Below are 17872 nucleotides of genomic sequence, written 5' to 3'. Positions count from 1 at the left end.
ACAATGGCACTGACCGGTCCGGCCGCAGACCGACCGGACCGGCAGTGACATCCTCGATCGGGGCTATCTCGTCGCCCGGATCGTTCGGCCGCTCAGTCGGCTCACGTTCCTAGCTCCGGACGGGCTTCGCCCGCACGCGACGTCAGGATGTCCGCGACCTGGTCAGGCTGCGACAGCATCGGCGAGTGGCCCGTCGGGATCCGCACGACATCCGTCGTCTGCGCCGCATACCGCTCCTGCAGAGAGACCGGGAACTGCTTGTCCTCGGTGCAGATCACATAGGTCGATCCGACCCTGCGCCAGGCCGCCCGCGTCGTCGGCTGCACACACGACAGCAGGCTCTGGTCGACGAGCTGATCGATGGCCACCTTCGCGTCGACGTCCGACAGGTCCGAGTAGAACGTCTCCCGCGGATTGCCGTACGCCTCGCGCGGGGCGAGGCCGCTGGGGTCGTCGGGCACAGGAATGCCGAAAGCTGTCGCGGCGGAGACACCTTCGACCGGCATGAAGGCCGCGATGTAGATCAGGCGGACGAGGTTCGGGTGTTGGTCGCCGAGCTGGCTGATGGTCAGGCCGGCGTGGGAGTGACCGACCACCACGACGGGACCCTCCATCCGCCGCAGCCGTGCGGCCAGCGCCTCGGCATCGTCGTACAGGCCAGCAGTGGGCTGCTTGCCTGCGCTGGGCATGCTGATCGCCTCGGACTCCCATCCGTCGGCGGCGAGGATGTCCCGCACCGGCGACCAGGAGGACGCGGTGTGATAGCCGCCGTGGACGAGCAGGAACGAGGGACGAAGGACAGAGCCGGACAAGGTGGAACTCCTTCTGTTGGACATCACGACCGCCTGGAGCGGTCTTCATTGGCCAGCCGGAGTGCGGCCAGCAGGGCCAGGAAGCCCATTCCGTAGATCGCGGAAAGAGCCGAGCTCTCGTAGACGTCCGTGGAGCGCCACAGATGTCCGGTGGCATCCACGACCTGAGCCGGCACGCCATCGTGGCCGCCGGTCAGCCAGGTGACGACGTAGTCGCCGGCCACCACGACGTAGGCGACGATCGGCAGCGCCCGGTAGCCGCCACGCAACCGTTCGAGACTGTCGGCCTCGGGTCCCCGGTGGCGCAGGTACAGCGCGAAGAGCTGGTAGAAGACGTAGACGGTCAGGCTCCAGCCGAGGAAGTTCGTGAGCGGCACCCCGAAGTAGCCACCGCCGTCCTCCCACTCCCAACGTCCACGCAGGGTCGCCGAGGACGGGTCTAGGGCCAGATCCCAGGCCACCATGACGAAGGAGGCGACGAGGGGCGTACCGATGACCGCGGCGAGGGGGCTGCCCCGGTGCACCGGACGGAACAGGGTGGTCGCAATGGACCAGGCCATGTAACCGACAGCGAAATAGGCCGGCCCGATCAGCACGGGCACCTCGAACACCTTGGCACCGAGCTCGTCGGTGTAGTGATAGTGGCCGAACGGCACGCCGGTCAGCACGCCGATGTCCTCGATGACGTTGCTGACCACCAGCGCCAGCATGAGAAGAACCAGAATCCCCCGCCACCGGTAGCCAACTGCTCCGTGCAACAGCGCGAACGTCAGCTCCATCAGCAGGCTCACCACGGTCACCACCGAGCCTGCCAGCGGCAAGGGGACCAGATTCGCCATCGCGTCCACGCCGACTGCGAACCACATCACTACGAGGACTGTCCGGGCGGGGCGGCGCGACAGCTCGCGCCGCCCCCCGGCCTCAGAATCTTGGACTTGAGCGTTCACAACCAAGGGGTACGAGCCGCCACGGGTGGAGTTCGCTCGGTGCGGGAGATCACAGAGGTGGGCTCGGATGACGCGGCTCGGATCAGGGTGCGCGCCAGACGTGGTTGCGGCGTACGTAGAGCGGCTTCATCCCCACACGCAGCATGTTGTCCATTGACGTGTTCGACTTGCCCTCGTCGGGCTGACCGGTCTCTCCCATCACCCAACGACAGCCGAGTTCCCGCGCTCGGGCGATCCGGGCCGCGATCAGGGCGGTCTGCGCGCCCCGGTTGCGGAATGCCTGGTGTACCGCACCGGCGACGAGTGAGCCGACCTGCCCGTGCACGAACAGGGTTCCGCCTCCGACGATGGTGTCGCCGTCCCACACCCCGTACGGGTGGAATTGATGGTGGCCGACCATCGCCGCGAACATGCCGGCCAGGCCCTCGTGCGGCATGCCGAAGGCGTCGAGCAGGACGCGGGCCCACTGATCGCCGTCCTCCGGTGCGACCGGTGCGACCAACAGATCCGATCTGCCGGCCGGGCTGAGTTCGTCGATCGGCGCCGCCATCTTCGCGATCCGCCCGCCCGGCGACAGCCGGCGTGTTTCGCAGATCTCCTCCCAGTTGGCCGGAAGTGCCTCGGGGGCGATCTGCAGCGCGCCGATCGGGTTCCGTTCGGCGCGCCAGACGTTCAGGATCCGGTCGACCAGCTGCCCGCTGACCGGCTCGGCGAACCCGAGACCAAGGGCCTTGCTCCAGTACGAGGTCGGATCGTTGCGGACGGCCAGCACGACACCGCCGCCCAGCCGCTCGGTCGCGATGCCCAACAGTTGCCGGTCGGAGGCGGGCGCTGCGGTTTCGAGCTGGTACATGAACTCGGCTTCGACAGCTTCGGCCTCTGCGGCCAACAAAGTTCTCATATCTGCGTATCACGTGGGGTCGGGTTGATTTTTCAGTCCTGATTCAGTGGCATCGGTCACACGTTGACGACGCACGGCCCGTGGCGTTCGGGCAGCGTGATGTTCGTCGACTTCAACTGTTTATCGAGCTGGTGACGGCGGCGTTCGTCCTACTCCTCGCCGCCCGGTCGGCAACCGTGCGCGCCTCTTCCGGTGTGGCTCCTACTGCGGTCGCATCAAGGTACGCCTTCTGGCGCCGCTGCTGGACCTGCCTGTCCCGCCAGTTCTTGAGCTTGCTCCACATGGTCATGACAAGATCCTTTCCGGATCGGGGCTGCGGCAAACGGAGGGCCGAATAACCTCTCACAAGCTCTGCCGAGGTCCTAACGACGTAGGACGACCATGCGGCCGAGGTTCGTCGTGGCGATGCGCACCAGAGTGAAGCCCACCGCCCCGGCCTCAACGGCGAGCTGCTCGGCCGTCGACGCGAACGGAGCGCCCCAGCCCTGAAACACCATGCGGCGCAGCGCGAACGCCGACGCGTGTTCGATGTCGGTCGGCTTGCTGTCCAGCTCCTGTTCGAGCAGGATCCCGCCGGGGGCGAGCGCACGATGGATCGCCCTGAGGGTGGGCAGGCGTGCGTCGGCACTGAAGAACGGCTGAGCCCAGAAACACGCGTCGTAGGCGGCGGTCTCGTCGAGGTGACGGGCGTCCGCCGCGCGGATCTCGATGCGGTCGGCGACCCCGTGAGCCGCCGCACGCCGTGTGGCTTCCGCCGCCACCGCAGGCACCAACTCGAGGCCCAAGCCGTAGATCTCGGGAAAGAGCGCTGCCGTGGTGAGCAGCCCGCTGGCCACACCGCAGCCGACGTCCAGCACCCGGCCCTGTCCGATGGCGGCGGCGTACTCCGGCACGCGGTCCAGCGTCTGGCGGAAGATCGCCCGGCCGACCTCGGTGGGTTGGAACGTGGCACCTCGAGCAGCCGTCAACGCATCGTCGCTGCTCAGCATCGGCAATCCGTTGACCTCGACCGCTTCGCCCACCAGCCGGGCCATCAGGTGGGCCTCGTCGAGCTTGTCGCCGAGGGAGAGGAGTCCGTCGGGCGTCAGCATCTCGGCGAACGGGGCGGTCAGCCGCAGCTCGTCCCCGGTCTGCTCGACGATCTCGAGGCTGACAAGAGCGTCGAGGCCGTCACGCAACCGCTGCGGCGGGATAGCGGTGTGACGGGCCAACTCCGCGAAGGATCGTGGCTCCCGCAGGAATTGCGCCCACCCCAGCCGGTGGACCGAGGAGAGCAGAGACAGCGCCTGCGCACCCTCCGACCACGCGGCGAGACGACTGCGGGCCTCGCCGATGAGCTCGACCCTGTCGGTCGGTGTCGTGTTCATGCCTGACATCACGGCGGAGTCCGGGCCGGGTTCCCGTGACCTCGGTCTCCCGGGGCACCGGGCTGGCGACCCGTACCTGTTCGTGGCCGGTGTGCGGACGACGGTCTCGGACGTGGATCTGACCTCGGGCACTCACCTGTCCGGCAGGTCGCCCGACGAGGTCGCCAAGCTGCCGGCGTTTCTCGTCGGATCGCCGGCCGCCATCGCCGAACGCCTGCCGCGCTATCACGAGCAGTTTGGCGTCACCTACATCAGCGTGCTGGAACAGGACATGCACACCTTCGCGAAGGTCATGCCGCTGCTGCGCTGAGGCCGCAGGTGACGTGCAACGTGGCGGTGGGCACAGACGCGCAGCCGAACCGGGCGCCGGAGCCGACGTGACAGCGTTTATGGAACGTCCAGACCTGAACAGCCGGGCGTCCGCCGACGACGTGGATGAGCAGGAGTCACTGCTCAGGGCACTCGCCGTGCAACGGCTCGCGCTCGGCGACGACGTCGCCGCCGCCAAGTACGGCAGCACGATCCCGATCAACGACGAAGCTCGGGAGGAGCGGCTGCTCGCGGACGTCGTCGCGCGTTCCCGGGAGATCGGACTCGACCCGTTGCTCAGCCGTCGCTTCTTCCGGGCCCAGATCGAGGCCAACAAGGTGCTCCAGCGGTGCCTGCACGCCCTGTGGATGGATCATCCGGAACTCCGGCCACGGTGCCGGCCGAATCTGGACTCCGATGTGCGTCCGCAACTCGACATGATCACTGAGCAGATGCTTCTGCGGCTGAAGGCACTCGAGTGCGCCCGGAAGGCGGCAGACCGTCTCGACGGCACGCTCCACGAGTCACTGCACGGTCTGCACGAGGAGGCCCTGCGCATCGCGCTCGGGCGGATCCGGGAACGTGCCGACGCGAACGCGACGTCTGACGGCTCGCACCGAGACTGCCACGAGTGGTGATGGCAGCGGATCGTGCTGGTCCGACGCTCCGTTCGGCCCCAGGTGGTTCGCCGGGATTCCCGGGGATGGTCCGGGGCGAATACGGACTCACTCGGAACGACGAAATGCAACGGTGATCGAAGCTGACCCGACCATGCGATTCCGAAAGGCGAGAATGATGGGAAATTCCGAATTCAAGGCTACCGCGGACAGGACCTACGACGTGATCGTCATCGGCGCAGGTCCAGTCGGACAGAGCGTCGCCGCGCGCGCTACGGCAGGTGGCCTGACCGTGGCGGTGGTCGAGAAGGAGCTCGTCGGCGGTGAATGTTCCTACTGGGCGTGCATCCCGAGCAAGGCGATGCTCCGCCCGGTCGTGGCGGTGGACGAGGCCCGCCGGCTCGACGGCGCACGGCAGGCCGTCACAGGGCCCGTCGATGCTGCCGGTGTCTTCCGTCGCCGCGACCTGCTCGTCAGTGGTTGGGACGACTCCGGGCAGGCGCAGTGGGTCAAGGACATCGGTGCCGACCTGTTCCGTGGCCACGGCCGTGTCGACGGTCCGCGTCGGGTCGCCGTCGTCACCTCCGAGGATCAGATCGTCGGTCTGGCGGCCCGACACGCGGTCGTGGTCTGCACCGGCAGCCGCGCGGCGATCCCGGACATGCCGGGTATCGCCGAGGCGTGGGTCTGGACGAACCGGACCGCCACCGACACGTCGGCCGTACCCGCCCGCTTGGCGATCATCGGCGGCGGCGCGGTCGGTGTGGAGATGGCCACCGCCTGGCAGGGCCTCGGGTCCGCGGTCACGCTGGTGGCGCGGGAGTCGCGGCTCCTGCCACAGCTCGAATCCTTCGCTGGCGAGATGGTCGGTGCGGCGCTGCGGAAGGCGGGGGTCGACGTCCGCCATCACGCGACCGTGACCTCCATGCGCCGGCCGTCACCCGCCGGTCCCGTGACGCTGGTGCTCGACGAGGGGGACGAGGTAGAAGCGGACGAGGTGCTCGTCGCCGTCGGCCGCGTCCCGCTCACGGGCGACATCGGTCTCGAAACGGTGGGGCTCAGGCCCGGGTCCTGGCTCGACGTGGACGACACCTGCCGGGTACACGGCGTCGAAGGCGGTTGGCTGTACGCGATCGGTGACGTCAACCACCGGGCGCTGTTGACCCACCAGGGCAAGTACCAGGCCCGCATCGTCGGCGACGCCATCGCATCGGTTGCCGCGGGCAAGGCCCTGGACACGTCGACCTGGGGTGTGCACACGGCGACGGCTGACGTACACGCCCTGCCGCAGGTCATCTTCACCGATCCCGAGGTTGCGTCGGTCGGGCTCTCCGCCCAGCAGGCGCGCCGCAACGGCCGTGATGTGCGGGTCGTCGACGTCGACATGGCGGCAACCGTCGCCGGCGCTCGTCTGTTCGCGGACGACTACCAGGGCCGTGCCCGCATGGTCGTCGACAGCGCCACCGAGCACCTTCTCGGCGCAACCTTCGTGGGGCTCGGAGTCGCCGAACTGCTCCACTCGGCCACGGTCGCCGTGGCCGGGCAGGTGCCCATCAGCCGGCTGTGGCACGCCGTGCCGTCATTTCCGACGATCAGTGAGGTGTGGCTGCGGCTGCTGGAGGCGTATCGCGACGGTGCCAATGCCTGACCGCGCCCGCAGAGATCCGGAAGCTGCTACAGCTTCGCACGGGACTTGATGCCGAGTTTGGCGAAGGTCTTGTACAGGTGGTATTCGACCGTACGTGGGCTGATGACCAACTGTGCGGCGATCTCGGCATTGCTGAAACCGGCCCGGGCCAGCGATGCGACCCGCGTCTCCTGCGGGGTCAGCTGTCGTCGGCTCTCGTCGGTCTGTTTGCGCGTGGTCTCCCCGGTCGCGAGCAGTTCCCGGCGGGCCCGCTCGACGAAAGCAACGGCGCCGAGCTCGCCGAAATGCTCGCACGCGGCGCGAAGCTGAGCCCGGGCGTCAACGCGCCGGTTACGCCGACGCAACCATTCGCCGTAGAGCAGCTCGGCCCGTGCCAGCCGATAGCGCAGGCCGGTGCGGCCGAGCCGCTCGATGGCCTCCCGGTATGACGCCTCCGCGTTCTGGTCCTCGGCGAGTAACGCCTCGGCGGTCGCTTGGACGCCCAGCGCCCAGTCGCTCCCCACCGGGGTGGTGCGCTGAGAGAGCTGGGCCGCGGTCTTCGCGGCCAGACTCTCGTCGCCCGCACGGACCGCTGCCTCGACCAGCTCGGTCAGCGCCCAGCCTGTGAAGCCGGGATGCTCCGAGCGCACCGCCTCGCCAGCCGCCTCGACGGCCAGGTCGTACTGCCCTGCCGCGTTGTGTAGCGCCGCGGCCGCAAGCACATCGGCGATCCCGGCGTCGTGACTGCGGGCCCTCGCGGTGATCTGCGGGAGCGGGCTGTCCAGCCGTGGGTCCCGTCCGGTCGCGGCGTAGCGCTGAGCAAGGTCTCGCCACGCCTGGCCGTCCCACACGTCTGCGGCGAGCAGACCCGCAAGGCCGAGCCAGCGTGTCGCTCGCAGGTCGAGAGACGGGTCCCGGAACGCCGAGATCGCGGCCCGAACTGGGGCAACCGAGCGGGCATAGCCGTCGAGTACCCGCGTGGCCAGCCCGAACAGCAGCTGATCGGCCGGCCGGCGAAGTTGTTGGCACGCGGCGGCGCGGCCCTCGGTCGCCGTGACGAGCAGCAGCGCGCGATCCGTGGGTCCGGCGGCGAACGTCGCCGCGAGGAGGGCATCGAGGTACGCCTCCCGTGCGTCGGCCGGGTCGAGTGGCCACAGTCGCCGGGCCGCCTCCAGCAGTTGGCGCGCGGAGCCCTTACCGGGACGCACGACGGTCGTGATCCGGGCCTGGTGCCAGTTCCGCCGAGCCGAGCGGACGGCGTCCTGCGACTCCGTCGCCACCAGGGCCAGGAGCCGCTGGGCGCCGGCGAGGTCACCGTTGTCGTACATCGCGGCCGACGCCGCGAGCGCACGGTCGGCGCGTCCGGCCGCGTCGCTGGTGAGCAGGGCCGCCCTCTCCAGGAACGCCGCCCGGGCCGCTGTCCCGCCGCGGGGCTGCGCCAGGTCGGCGTGGGTCTCGAGGTCGCCGGCGAGGTCGTCGTCGTGGGCTGCGGCCGCCAGGCCGAGGTGCCACAACCGCCGCGTCGGATCGCCGGCGGTGTTCTCGGCGAGCTTGCGGTGGATCGATCGCCGTTCGTCGGGCGCGGCCGAGTGGTAGCTGACCGACCTCAGGTCTGGGCAGGCGAAGGTGACATGATCGCCGACCTCGACCAGATGGGCCGCGGCGAGGGCTTCCGGGTCGGCGCCCAGCTCGGCGGCCATGCGTGTGAAGAGCAGGACGTCTCCGGTCGGGTCGGCTGCCGCGGCGAGCAGGAGCCGCCGGGAGACCGGCGTGAGACGCCCGACACGGTCCGGGCAGCAGCCTTCGTGCGAGCACGCACGGACGGGACGTGGGCCGGGGATCGCGAATCCTCCGGCCAGCTCGGCCACCGTGTGGCACTGGAGCGACTCCACCAGCATGCGCAGGTTGCCGCCGGACTCCGCCAGCATGCGTTCGGCCACGGCGTCGTCGACGAGACCCGGCCAGGCGGCCCTGAGGTGCCCGCGGAGCTCGCCGCGACCGATCGGCCGCAAGCGCATCGTCGGGATCTGCCCGAACGGGTCGAGCCGCGGGGTGTGCGTGCCGGCGATCACGATCATCAAGGCTCGCCGGGTTGCGTGGGCGGCGAGGAAAGCCAGAACCTCGGCGGTGGCCTCGTCCAGCCAGTGGGCGTCGTCGACGGCGGCGCAGACGGGCTGCACCTGGGCGATGCCGCTGAACAACTCGAGCACGGCGGCAGCGACCGTGCCGACGGCGGGCCTGGGCTCGTCGATCAGGCCGAACGCGGCCTTCAGTGTCGCGAGATGGGCGGCCGGAAGGAACGCGCAGTGGTCGAGCAGCTCACGACAGAGCAGGTGCAGGGCCGCAAATGATATCTCCTGCTCGGCCGCGACCGCTCGAACCCGGAGCACGCGGAAGTCGGCAACCTGGTCGAGCACATGATCCAGGCCTGATGACCGTCCGATGCCGCGGTTTCCGACGATGCGTATCCCACCGCCGCGACCGGCGGCCGTACGCCGTCTCAGGTCCTCGAGTCGGTCTTCCTCGTCAGGGCCGTACAGCGGCGGTCGAGGGCTGGCCGGCAAGCCCTCGGCATCTGGGTCGACGTCCACAGGACAATCCTGCGCGTCGCCGGCCGGATCGAGTCACGAGTCCGCCACCGGTTGCACCCCCGGACCTGGCGACCGTACCCCCGGGGCAGTGGCCCGAGACCCCGGGGTCCAGCTGGTTGATCTTGTGAGGCGACCAGTCCGGCCCTACGGCGACAGTGACCCCTGCGCCGGACAACGCCGGTGCACTGCGGAGGACGCCGCCACCAACACCCTGCCTGAACAGGACAAGGCGGCCGAGACAGCCCACGCCGACGCCGCCGGGAACCGGTCGCCGGCCGAAGTCTCGCCAGGCACCCGTGATCAGGCCGGGGGTCGGCCCGTGGTGATTCGGAGGCGAAGCCCCTTCTCGCCGAGCCAAGCTCGCAACCGTACAGGTCGAAGACCGTCCTGACGGTCGATCCGCAGCGGCGAAGGAGGAGCCATGCCCACCGGGGTCCCCGACTAACAGGTAAGCCGGCCGGCCGCCCCCGACGTGCCCGCACGCGAGCTGCGGCAACCCCGCTCACCTGACCACGCTGTCCAGGAGCACATAATGGTTGTTCATACTCCGCGCCTCGACGGCCCGGACGAGAGCCCGCACGTCGCCGGAGAGTCGGGGCGACTCCCACGAGACGACGACCGGAATTCCCTCCGGCGGCGTGACGTGGAGCAGTTGCGGCAGATCTTCGAGGAACGTTCCGGCGTGCTGCTCCGGTTCCTCAAACGAATCAACACCTACCGGCCGCAGATCGTCGAAGACCTCTTGCAGGAGACGATGTTGAAGGTCTGGCGGCACATCGGCGACGTCCCGGTCGACGAGGACCACATCCAGTCCTGGCTCTTCACGATCGCTCGTAATGTGTCGGCGGACGAGGCGCGCAAGCGCGGACGGCGTCCCCAGGAGTTTCAGGGCGAACGTGAATTGCAGAACTATTCCTCGCCGTCGGACCCGATGGACTTCGTCATAGCCCGCGAGTCCATGTTGGATGCGTTCCGCAAGCTGAGCCCCGAGCGCCGCAGAGCGTTCGAGGAGATCTACCTGCAGAGCCGGAGCGCAGGCGAAGCCGCCGACCTCCTTTCCGTGCCGATCGGAACGGCCAAGTCGCGAGCCTTCTACGCGATGAATTCTCTGAGATCAGCAGTTTTCTCCGCCTGATCGAGAACCCCGTGGCCCTGCCCGGGGTTGGCCGGTGGACTTACGGAGGCGAAGGACCACGGCCAACGGCCAGGGTGGCAACGGTCCGGACCGATCACGAGGGAAAGCGATGCCGCAGGTGCAACGAACGATGGAGCCGGACCCGACGACGTCGATGGCTATGACGCCCGCCGGGTCGACGGCCCGCCGCGGGTTCCCGCGTTCCGGATCGGCCGGCGCCACGCTCCTCGTCGCTGCCGTCGCCGTCGCCCTCGTCTGGGCGAACCTGCCCTCGCTCGACTACGACGGCTTCTGGTCCTGGGTCCTGACCGTCCAGCTCGGCCCCTGGGCGGCGCACCTCGACTTGCGCACATGGGTCAACAGCGGGTTGATGACGCTGTTCTTCCTCGTCGTCGGCCTCGAAGCGCGCCGGGAGTTCGACCTGGGAGACCTGCGCGAGCGACGTCGCGTGGCCCTCCCGGTACTCGCCGGAGGGGCTGGCATGGTGATTCCGGTCATCGTCTATCTGATCGTGAACCACGGGGGAGCTGGTGCCCAGGGCTGGGGCATCGCGATGTCCACCGACACAGCGCTCGCGCTGGGAGCCTTCTCCCTGATTGCCGCACACGCACCGGGGCGAATCCGAACCTTCGTCCTGACCGTGTTCGTCGTCGACGACCTGGTGGCCCTGATCGTGATCGCCGTCGCGTACAGCGAGCACATCGCGGTGCCTGGCATGGTGGTGGCCGTGGTGGCCTTCGCCGGCCTGCTGACAGGGCGCCGCCTGCCGCACCGGCTCCGAGGCTGGAGTTTCGCGCTGGGTACCGTGTTGACCTGGGCTGGGCTGCTGTCGGCGGGCATCGACCCGGTGGTCGCTGGGCTGGCCGCGGGGCTGGCCGCGACGGCGTACACGCCCAGCCGCACCGAGCTGGAGGAGGCGACCAGGCTGGTCCGGCTGTTCCGGGAGCAGCCGTCGGCGAAGCTGGCGGCCCTGGCCACCCGGAGCCTGACCGGTGCGCTGTCGGCCAACTCCCGGATGCGCCACACCCTGCACGCAGCGACCAGTTACGGGATCGTCCCGCTGTTCGCGCTGGCCAACGCGGGCATCGTTGTCGACGGCGACATGGTGGGCCAGGCGCTACGATCGCCGATCACGATAGGCGTCGTTCTCGCCTACGTCGTGGGCAAGCCGGCCGCCGTCGTCATCACCTCCTGGCTGGCGGAGCGTCTCAGCGGAGGCTCGCTGCGTCCACCCGTTGGTTGGGGCGCGGTCCTGGAGAGCGGCACGATTGCCGGGATCGGCTTCACCGTCTCGTTGTTGATCGCGAACCTGGCCTTCAGCGGCGACGCGCTCGACCAGGCGAAGATCGGCACACTCGCGGCCGCGGCCGGCGCGGCTCTGCTGAGCTTCGCCGTCCATCGCATCATCGAGACCCTTCCGGCGGGAGCACGGGCGCGGGCGTTGCTCGGCACCGCGGGGCGGCTCGTCGACCTGGCCGAGCCGGTGAACGACGACCGCGACCACATCCAAGGCCCTCCCACGGCCGTCGTCACCGTCGTCGAGTACGGCGACTTCGAATGTCCGTGGACCGCGATGGTCGGGCCCACCGCCCAGGAGCTGCTCGTCGAGAACGCCGACGTGCGGTATGTGTGGCGGCATCTGCCGCTGCCGGACGTGCATCCGTATGCGCAGGAAGCCGCCGAGGCCGCCGAGGCCGCCGAGGATCAGGGCGCGTTCTGGCCCATGCACACCCTGCTGCTCGAACGCCAGGACCGGCTCACCCTCGACGACCTGACCGGGTACGCCGAGCAGCTCGGCCTGGACCTCGACCAGTTCCGCGACGACCTGGTCCGCCGCCGGCACGAGGCCCGGGTTCAGCGAGACATCGATTCGGCCGACCGCAGCGGTGTGGCCGGCACTCCCACGTTCTTCATCAACGGCCAGCGTCACGACGGACCCCAGGACCTCGCCACTCTCAACCGCGTCATCGACGAGGCTCGGGCCCAGGCCGCCGTCGTGAGCCGCTGACCAACTCCATCCGACGACGTCAACAAGGGGGGATGACATGGGACTCGCGTGGCAACAAGGTCCGCTGTCCGGACGGGCGGTCGGGAGATTCCTGGTCCCGCAACCGCTGCCCGACCGGCTGCTCTTCGCCGAGCGGCTACGCCGCCGCATGCGGGTGCGTTTCGGCGGTGCCTGGATCGCCGACAGCGAGGACGTGCTGCTGCTGCACGAACCCGGTCGTTATCCGGTGGCCTACTTCCCCCGCGCCTCGATCGACGACGGGGTGCTCCTCCCGACGACTCGCACCACTCGACATGGTGAACTCGGCGAGACCTCATGGTTCATCGTCGAAGCCGGCGACGGACGCGCAGAGCGAGCAGCCTGGGAACATTCGGATCCGCCGTCGCACGCCGAGGAATTGCGCGGGCGGGTCGCATTCGCGTGGCGGGCGATGGACGCGTTCTACGAGGAGGACGAGCGCATCCTCGGGCACGCGGCCGACCCGTACCACCGTATCGACGTCCGCCGCACCTCCCGGCACCTGCGTGTTCTTGACGGTGATCGCGTGATCGCCGACACCACGCGGCCGCTCGCGCTCTACGAGTCCGGTTTCGCACCGCGCTGGTACTTACCGCGCGAGGATGTCGCTCTGAGCGCCCTGACCGAGACCGACGTTCGGACCTTCTGCCCCTACAAGGGTCTGGCCAGGTACTACGACGTCGGCTTGCGCACTGGCGCGGCCTGGGGCTACCCCGAGGCCTGGACCGAGGTCGCCCGCATCAGCGGGTTCCTCTCCTTCGAGCCCGACAGGATCGACGTCGTCCTCGACGGTGTGCGCCTGCGTCTGGAACCCGGCCAGACCGTCGTTGCGCACGGCCTCGACCGCGGCCTCGACGCCGACGAGATCACCAAGCCCCTCACCTAGTGTTCCCGGACAGGAGCAACAGAGTCATGAACACCGAACTGGAAAACCGAACAGTGCTGGTGATTGGCCGCAGCGGCGGCATTGCCGGTGCGATCGTCGCCGCCGTACGCGACTCCGGCGCCACCGTGGTCGTCGCCTCCCGCAACCGCGACGCCCTGGCGGACGCGTACGGCGAGGATCTCACCATCGATTCCGTCGACGTCACCGATGAGGCGAGCGTGGCAGCGCTCGCTGAACGGCTGGGTCACGTCGACCACGTCGTGTCGACAGCGTCGGCCCGGGCTCGCGGGCGCCTGAACGACCTGCAGCCAGCCGCCGTGCTGCAGTCCCTGTCGACCAAGGTGCTCGGCCCGATCCTGCTGGCCAAACACTTCGCGCCGCGCATGCCGCAGGACGGCAGCTTCGTCTTCTTCTCGGGCGCCACCGCCCGCAAGCCGGCGCCGGGCATGCTGGCGGTCGCGGCCACCAACGGCGGCGTCGACGCGGTCACCCGGGCCCTGGCCGTGGAGCTCGCCCCGCTGCGGGTGAACGCGGTCTCGCCGGGAACCATCGACAGCGGCGCCTACGACGCGCTCGGCGAGCAGCAGAAAGCCGAGCTGTTCGCACGCCGGGCGGCCCACAACCCGGCCGGGCGGGTGGGCAACCCGGGCGACGCCGTCCGGGCGGTCCTCTATGCCCTCACGAGCACCTTCACGACCGGCACCACGCTGGGCGTCGACGGTGGCGAGACGCTGGTCTGATGATGAGCCCCCTCCGCCTCGAGGTCGTCGTCGTCCCCGTCGGCGACGTCGACCGATCCCTCGCCTTCTACCGGGACAAACTCGGCTTCCACCTCGATGTCGACTACCACCCGAACGACCGGTTCCGGGTTGTGCAGCTGACCCCGCCCGGCTCCTCGTGCTCCGTACAGCTGGGGATGGGCCTGACGGCGATGGCGCCGGGCGCCGTCGACGGGCTGTGCCTCGTCGTCAACGACATCGAGCTGGCGCACCGGAATCTGACCGACGCGGGTGTCACCGTCGAGCCGATTCGGCACAAGCGCAGCGTCGACTGGCAGGGAGACTTCGCGCCAGGTCTCGACCCGGACCGGCGCGACTACGCCAGCTTCGCCGATTTGCGGGACCCGGACGGCAACCTCTGGACCCTGCAGGAGCGGGGTTTCGCCGGCCGGAACACCGATTCATAGGTCGAGCACCACATCGCCGGCCGGGCGTGAGCAACAGATGAGCACCTCGCCCCCGGCCGGCGATTCCAGCGGCTCCGGTTCATTGGCGACGGAGCCGCTCAGCAGCGGCGTGGTGCAGTTGTGGCAGACGCCCGTGCGGCACGACCATCGGGTCGGCACGTCGCACGCTTCCGCCAGTTCCAGCAACGACGCATCGCTGTCGCGCCAGCGCACCGTCAGGCCGCTGCGAACGAACGTGACCAGCGCTCCGGTGCCAGCCACTCCGGCGGGCTGATGGGGCGCGGGGTCGTCTGCGCCGGCCGTGCCCGGGTGTAGACGGGAGCGTCCGCGGAATGACTCCGTGCGCACGACGATGCCCTGATCGGCGAGAGCCTGGCCAATCTCGGCCATGAATCGCTCCGGACCGCAGACGTACGCGGTGGCGTCGCGGGGCAGTCCGAGGTCGGCGAGGCGCTCGGCCGTCATCCGGCGGGTGTCACTGAGGAAGATCTCCGCACGGGCGTTCGGCAGCAGCTTCAGCAGCCGCCGCGACTCGGCGGCGAATGGCTGCTGCTCGATGTCGTGCGCGGCGTGCAACCACCAGATCTGCCGGTGCGTGCGGTCGCTCGCCAGCCGGTGGAGCATGGCCAGCAGCGGTGTCACGCCGACGCCGGCCGAGATCAGCAGCACCGGGCCGTCACCGCCGTCCAGCACGAAATCGCCGCGCGGCGCCGCCACCTGAAGAACGTCACCGATAGCCAGTTGGGAGTGCAGATAGCTGCTGACGAGCCCGTCGCGTTTCACACTGATCCGGTACGTTTCTTCGTCCGGCCCGGACGACAGCGAGTAGCTGCGCACCGGCGACGGTTCGGCCGCGCCCGGCACGCGTACGGTCAGGTACTGACCCGCCAGGGCGCTCGGCAGTTTCGTGCCGTCGGCAGCCGCGAGGCGTACGGAGATGATGGTGGAACTCTCGCGCTGGATCCCGATGACCGCCAGCGGACGAAAACCCTTCCAGCCCGGTTCGACGCCGACCGCCGGGGCCGCACCACCGGCCAGCAGGTCATGGAAGGACTGCTGCCAGCCGGGGCTCAGTGCCGGAACGTCCACCGCGTCGCGCAGCCGCCCCACATCGCGGTCCGGCAGATACAACAGGGCGTCGATCTCGGCCACGGTCAGCTCGTGCGGTCCGCGCCTGGTTCGGACGATCTCGTCGCCCGCCTGCACCCGGCCCTCGGTGATGACCCGGAGGTAGAAGCCGGGCCGGTGGTGCGCGACCAGTAACGCCGGCATGGTCGGCGCGTTCATCCGGAGGCCGAGCCGATAGCAGGTCACCCGCGGCTGGGTGACCTCGAACTCGGCCTCGCCGATGCGGTAGCGGTCGCCGACGCACACCTCGTCGTCCGGCAGCCCTTCGACTGTGAAGTTCTCGCCGAAATCCCCATACTCGTAGCTGTCGCGGCCGAGGAAGGCCCGCCAGTATTCGAGGGACTCGCGCTGGTAGACCAACACCGCGCGCTGCTCGCCGCCATGCCCGGCCAGATCTCCCTGACCGTCTCCGTCGAGATTGAGCCGCCGCACCATGCGCGGGCCGTCAACCGACTCTTTCCACATCCCGGTCCGGACCGCGCGGCCGTGCCACTCGACGTTCCTGGGCATTCCTACATTGACCGACAGAAGCCTGGGCCTGGTCATCGCTTCTCCGAATCAGCCGACAGCAGTCTCCCTGCGTCGTTCCACGTCCCGCCGGACCGGAAGTTCTGCTACCCGCCACCGTCGTCGCGTGGTGTGGCTCACGCGAATCCGACAGCAGTCGGTCGTGGGCCAGGCGGCCGAAGAGCGACCGGACCGGTAGACGGTGCCGTGCCGACAGTGGCGCGATCAGCGACCGTCGTGGAGCTCACCCGCCGAGGCCGACGGTGCGTTCACCGACGGGTCTCCTTTATCTTCGGGATCGGCCTGCCGTCGTCGCACCGCGCCTTGACCTCGCTCTGGTTGGCGGTGGACAGCAACACCACCTTGATTTCCCTGGCAGGCCCCGAGTTCTGATCCTTGATGCTGTATCCCGGGGCGGGAACAAGGCTGACAACGCGAGCCTGATCGCCGGTGCAGAGCACAGTCACGACGCCACCGAGTGCCTCAACGGGTGTACCTGGCTCTGCGGAGGCGAGCGTCGGTGCGGCACCCGAGGGCCCCGCCGGCTGCCCTGCGCCGGGTGGGGTGGTGCGGCCGACGCTGGCCGAGGCACTGGCTCCGGCGGTAGGTCTGGCCGGCTCAGGCGGAACGGCCAGCGTACGGCTTGGTCGCGAGACTGGGGCGGGCCCGCCGGAGGTCTGCCGGGAAGCAGATGGATCAGCGGCAGGTGCATCGAAGGCGGTGCCGGGTGGGGTGGCGCCGGGACGAGAGGCGGCCCCGCCCGAGCTGCCGTCGTCGGCTGAGAACTGGGGGAGCAGGAGCGCAATGATCCCTGCCGCCGCCGTCAGGACCAGTGGGATCGACACGGCACGGGGAATGCGGCGACGCCGACCGGCAGAGGAACCGGCGGTGGCCGGGGCCGACACCGGAGCGGCGGGCACCCGCTGCGCCGTCTCGTCCACCCGCCGCTCGGCGTCATCGGTCAGGCCGTGCAACGCCATCGCCACCTCGCCGGCGCCCGGACGATCGGCGGGATCCCTGGCGAGGCAACGGTCGAGGAGACGTTGAACCTCGGGTGACACTCCCTCGATAGCAGGCAGCGGTGCCGGATCGACGTACACGTGAGCATTCATCATCTGCGTGGGGGTCTCCGCCGACCACGGCAGCTCATTGGTCAGCGTCCGGTACAGCAACAGCCCGAGCGCGTAGACGTCGGAGGCAGGCAGGACGGTGCCACCTTCGAGTCGTTCGGGCGCGAGGTAGGCCGCGGTGCCCAACAGTTGTCCGTCCGCCTCCAGCTCCGGTCGGCCGACCGTGCTGGCGATTCCGAAATCGACCACCTTCACACCGGCTGGTGTCAGCATCACGTTGGACGGCTTGATGTCCCGGTGGACCAGATCACGTTCATGTGCGGCGGCGAGCGCCTCGGCGACCTGCGCGCATGTTCGCATCGCGGCGGCCGGCGGTAGCGGGCCGGCGGCAAGTCGCCGGGACAGGTTCTGGCCGGGCAGCAGTTCCATCACCACATACGACACCGGACGACCGGCAGCGTCGGTGTGCTCGCCATAGTCGTACACGCTCGTCACGTGGGGGTGCCACAGGCCCGCCGCGGCCCTGGCCTCTGCCTGGATGCGTTGTCGTGCCCCCTGGGCGGCGGCCTGCGCGCCGGCCAGGACCTTGACGGCCACCGCACGTTCGAGAACTCGGTCCCACGCCCGCCAGACGACCGACATGCCACCAGCACCGAGACGGCTCTCGATCTGATACCTGTCGTCCAACAGATCACCGACCATCACCGGGACAGCTTGCCAGAGTGAAGCCGCAGCGGCATGGTGACCGTCGGGCGCAGCTCAG

At 69.4% G+C, this 17872-nt stretch carries 16 protein-coding genes; 8 read left to right on the top strand and 8 right to left on the bottom strand.

Going from position 1 to position 17872, the window contains the following annotated elements:
- Positions 1-101: 101 nt before the first annotated feature.
- The 5 genes from ACLJN9_RS22250 to ACLJN9_RS22230 form a co-directional block, all read right to left on the bottom strand.
- Positions 102-836, bottom strand: coding sequence for an alpha/beta hydrolase (locus tag ACLJN9_RS22250; RefSeq protein ID WP_410813423.1), 735 nt, complete (start codon positions 834-836; stop codon positions 102-104).
- The gene (locus tag ACLJN9_RS22245; RefSeq protein WP_410813626.1) at positions 836-1678 is read right to left on the bottom strand and encodes a carotenoid biosynthesis protein; all 843 of its coding nucleotides are present in this window, start codon (positions 1676-1678) and stop codon (positions 836-838) included. The genes ACLJN9_RS22250 and ACLJN9_RS22245 overlap by 1 nt, the downstream gene beginning before the upstream one ends.
- A 163-nt stretch (positions 1679-1841) precedes the next feature.
- Complete coding sequence (locus tag ACLJN9_RS22240; RefSeq protein ID WP_410813422.1) at positions 1842-2660, bottom strand: GNAT family N-acetyltransferase; 819 nt, start codon at positions 2658-2660, stop codon at positions 1842-1844.
- Positions 2661-2772: 112 nt separating this feature from the next.
- On the bottom strand, positions 2773-2949 hold the full coding sequence (locus ACLJN9_RS22235) for a hypothetical protein (protein WP_410813421.1): 177 nt from the start codon (positions 2947-2949) through the stop codon (positions 2773-2775).
- Positions 2950-3022: 73 nt separating this feature from the next.
- Positions 3023-3871, bottom strand: coding sequence for an SAM-dependent methyltransferase (locus ACLJN9_RS22230; RefSeq protein ID WP_410813420.1), 849 nt, complete (start codon positions 3869-3871; stop codon positions 3023-3025).
- 268 nt (positions 3872-4139) lie between these two features.
- Here ACLJN9_RS22230 and ACLJN9_RS22225 point away from each other — a divergent pair, with 268 nt between their 5' ends.
- The 3 genes from ACLJN9_RS22225 (at position 4140) to ACLJN9_RS22215 (ending at position 6601) form a co-directional block, all read left to right on the top strand.
- Positions 4140-4337 (top strand): hypothetical protein, encoded by a 198-nt coding sequence (locus tag ACLJN9_RS22225; RefSeq protein ID WP_410813419.1) that lies wholly within the window; start codon positions 4140-4142, stop codon positions 4335-4337.
- Between the two features lie 79 nt (positions 4338-4416).
- Entirely contained in the window at positions 4417-4974 is a 558-nt protein-coding gene (aroQ, locus tag ACLJN9_RS22220) for a gamma subclass chorismate mutase AroQ (RefSeq protein WP_410813418.1), read from the top strand.
- A gap of 157 nt (positions 4975-5131) precedes the next feature.
- On the top strand, positions 5132-6601 hold the full coding sequence (locus tag ACLJN9_RS22215; RefSeq protein WP_410813417.1) for a dihydrolipoyl dehydrogenase family protein: 1470 nt from the start codon (positions 5132-5134) through the stop codon (positions 6599-6601).
- 26 nt (positions 6602-6627) lie between these two features.
- On the opposite strand, the gene ACLJN9_RS22210 is transcribed toward ACLJN9_RS22215, so the two are convergent.
- A complete protein-coding gene (locus ACLJN9_RS22210; RefSeq protein ID WP_410813416.1) occupies positions 6628-9171 on the bottom strand; it encodes an AAA family ATPase in 2544 nt (847 codons plus the stop codon).
- Positions 9172-9703: 532 nt separating this feature from the next.
- Here ACLJN9_RS22210 and ACLJN9_RS22205 point away from each other — a divergent pair.
- The 5 genes from ACLJN9_RS22205 to ACLJN9_RS22185 all read left to right on the top strand — a co-directional run bounded on the left by ACLJN9_RS22205 (position 9704) and on the right by ACLJN9_RS22185 (position 14404).
- Positions 9704-10306: a sigma-70 family RNA polymerase sigma factor gene (locus ACLJN9_RS22205; RefSeq protein WP_410813415.1), complete on the top strand. Its 603-nt coding sequence runs from the start codon at positions 9704-9706 to the stop codon at positions 10304-10306.
- Positions 10307-10415: 109 nt separating this feature from the next.
- Entirely contained in the window at positions 10416-12314 is a 1899-nt protein-coding gene (locus ACLJN9_RS22200; protein WP_410813414.1) for a Na+/H+ antiporter NhaA, read from the top strand.
- A gap of 37 nt (positions 12315-12351) precedes the next feature.
- A complete protein-coding gene (locus tag ACLJN9_RS22195; RefSeq protein WP_410813413.1) occupies positions 12352-13218 on the top strand; it encodes a DUF427 domain-containing protein in 867 nt (288 codons plus the stop codon).
- A gap of 26 nt (positions 13219-13244) precedes the next feature.
- Positions 13245-13958 (top strand): SDR family oxidoreductase, encoded by a 714-nt coding sequence (locus ACLJN9_RS22190; protein ID WP_410813412.1) that lies wholly within the window; start codon positions 13245-13247, stop codon positions 13956-13958.
- Positions 13958-14404 (top strand): VOC family protein, encoded by a 447-nt coding sequence (locus tag ACLJN9_RS22185; protein ID WP_410813411.1) that lies wholly within the window; start codon positions 13958-13960, stop codon positions 14402-14404. The genes ACLJN9_RS22190 and ACLJN9_RS22185 overlap by 1 nt, the downstream gene beginning before the upstream one ends.
- Here the strand turns inward: ACLJN9_RS22185 and ACLJN9_RS22180 are convergent.
- Together ACLJN9_RS22180 and ACLJN9_RS22175 are read right to left on the bottom strand one after the other, a co-directional pair.
- Complete coding sequence (locus tag ACLJN9_RS22180; RefSeq protein WP_410813410.1) at positions 14399-16078, bottom strand: MOSC domain-containing protein; 1680 nt, start codon at positions 16076-16078, stop codon at positions 14399-14401. The genes ACLJN9_RS22185 and ACLJN9_RS22180 overlap by 6 nt on opposite strands.
- A 230-nt stretch (positions 16079-16308) precedes the next feature.
- Positions 16309-17811, bottom strand: coding sequence for a protein kinase domain-containing protein (locus ACLJN9_RS22175; RefSeq protein WP_410813625.1), 1503 nt, complete (start codon positions 17809-17811; stop codon positions 16309-16311).
- Between the last annotated feature and the right edge of the window lie 61 nt (positions 17812-17872).

The organism is Micromonospora sp. 067-2, from assembly GCF_046549295.1.
In the GTDB taxonomy this organism is placed as follows: Bacteria; Actinomycetota; Actinomycetes; order Mycobacteriales; family Micromonosporaceae; genus Micromonospora.
This window is presented reverse-complemented; position numbering and strand designations above follow the sequence as displayed.

What these genes read in the sequence shown, in the direction of transcription:
- ACLJN9_RS22200 (WP_410813414.1), top strand. Translation starts at nt 10,416, where the DNA reads ATGCCGCAGGTGCAACGAACGATGGAGCCGGACCCGACGACGTCGATG.
- ACLJN9_RS22235 (WP_410813421.1), bottom strand. Translation starts at nt 2,949, where the DNA reads ATGACCATGTGGAGCAAGCTCAAGAACTGGCGGGACAGGCAGGTCCAG.
- ACLJN9_RS22195 (WP_410813413.1), top strand. Translation starts at nt 12,352, where the DNA reads ATGGGACTCGCGTGGCAACAAGGTCCGCTGTCCGGACGGGCGGTCGGG.
- ACLJN9_RS22215 (WP_410813417.1), top strand. Translation starts at nt 5,132, where the DNA reads ATGGGAAATTCCGAATTCAAGGCTACCGCGGACAGGACCTACGACGTG.
- ACLJN9_RS22175 (WP_410813625.1), bottom strand. Translation starts at nt 17,811, where the DNA reads ATGGTCGGTGATCTGTTGGACGACAGGTATCAGATCGAGAGCCGTCTC.
- ACLJN9_RS22185 (WP_410813411.1), top strand. Translation starts at nt 13,958, where the DNA reads ATGATGAGCCCCCTCCGCCTCGAGGTCGTCGTCGTCCCCGTCGGCGAC.
- aroQ (WP_410813418.1), top strand. Translation starts at nt 4,417, where the DNA reads ATGGAACGTCCAGACCTGAACAGCCGGGCGTCCGCCGACGACGTGGAT.
- ACLJN9_RS22190 (WP_410813412.1), top strand. Translation starts at nt 13,245, where the DNA reads ATGAACACCGAACTGGAAAACCGAACAGTGCTGGTGATTGGCCGCAGC.
- ACLJN9_RS22240 (WP_410813422.1), bottom strand. Translation starts at nt 2,660, where the DNA reads ATGAGAACTTTGTTGGCCGCAGAGGCCGAAGCTGTCGAAGCCGAGTTC.
- ACLJN9_RS22250 (WP_410813423.1), bottom strand. Translation starts at nt 836, where the DNA reads ATGTCCAACAGAAGGAGTTCCACCTTGTCCGGCTCTGTCCTTCGTCCC.
- ACLJN9_RS22180 (WP_410813410.1), bottom strand. Translation starts at nt 16,078, where the DNA reads ATGACCAGGCCCAGGCTTCTGTCGGTCAATGTAGGAATGCCCAGGAAC.
- ACLJN9_RS22205 (WP_410813415.1), top strand. Translation starts at nt 9,704, where the DNA reads ATGGTTGTTCATACTCCGCGCCTCGACGGCCCGGACGAGAGCCCGCAC.
- ACLJN9_RS22245 (WP_410813626.1), bottom strand. Translation starts at nt 1,678, where the DNA reads ATGTGGTTCGCAGTCGGCGTGGACGCGATGGCGAATCTGGTCCCCTTG.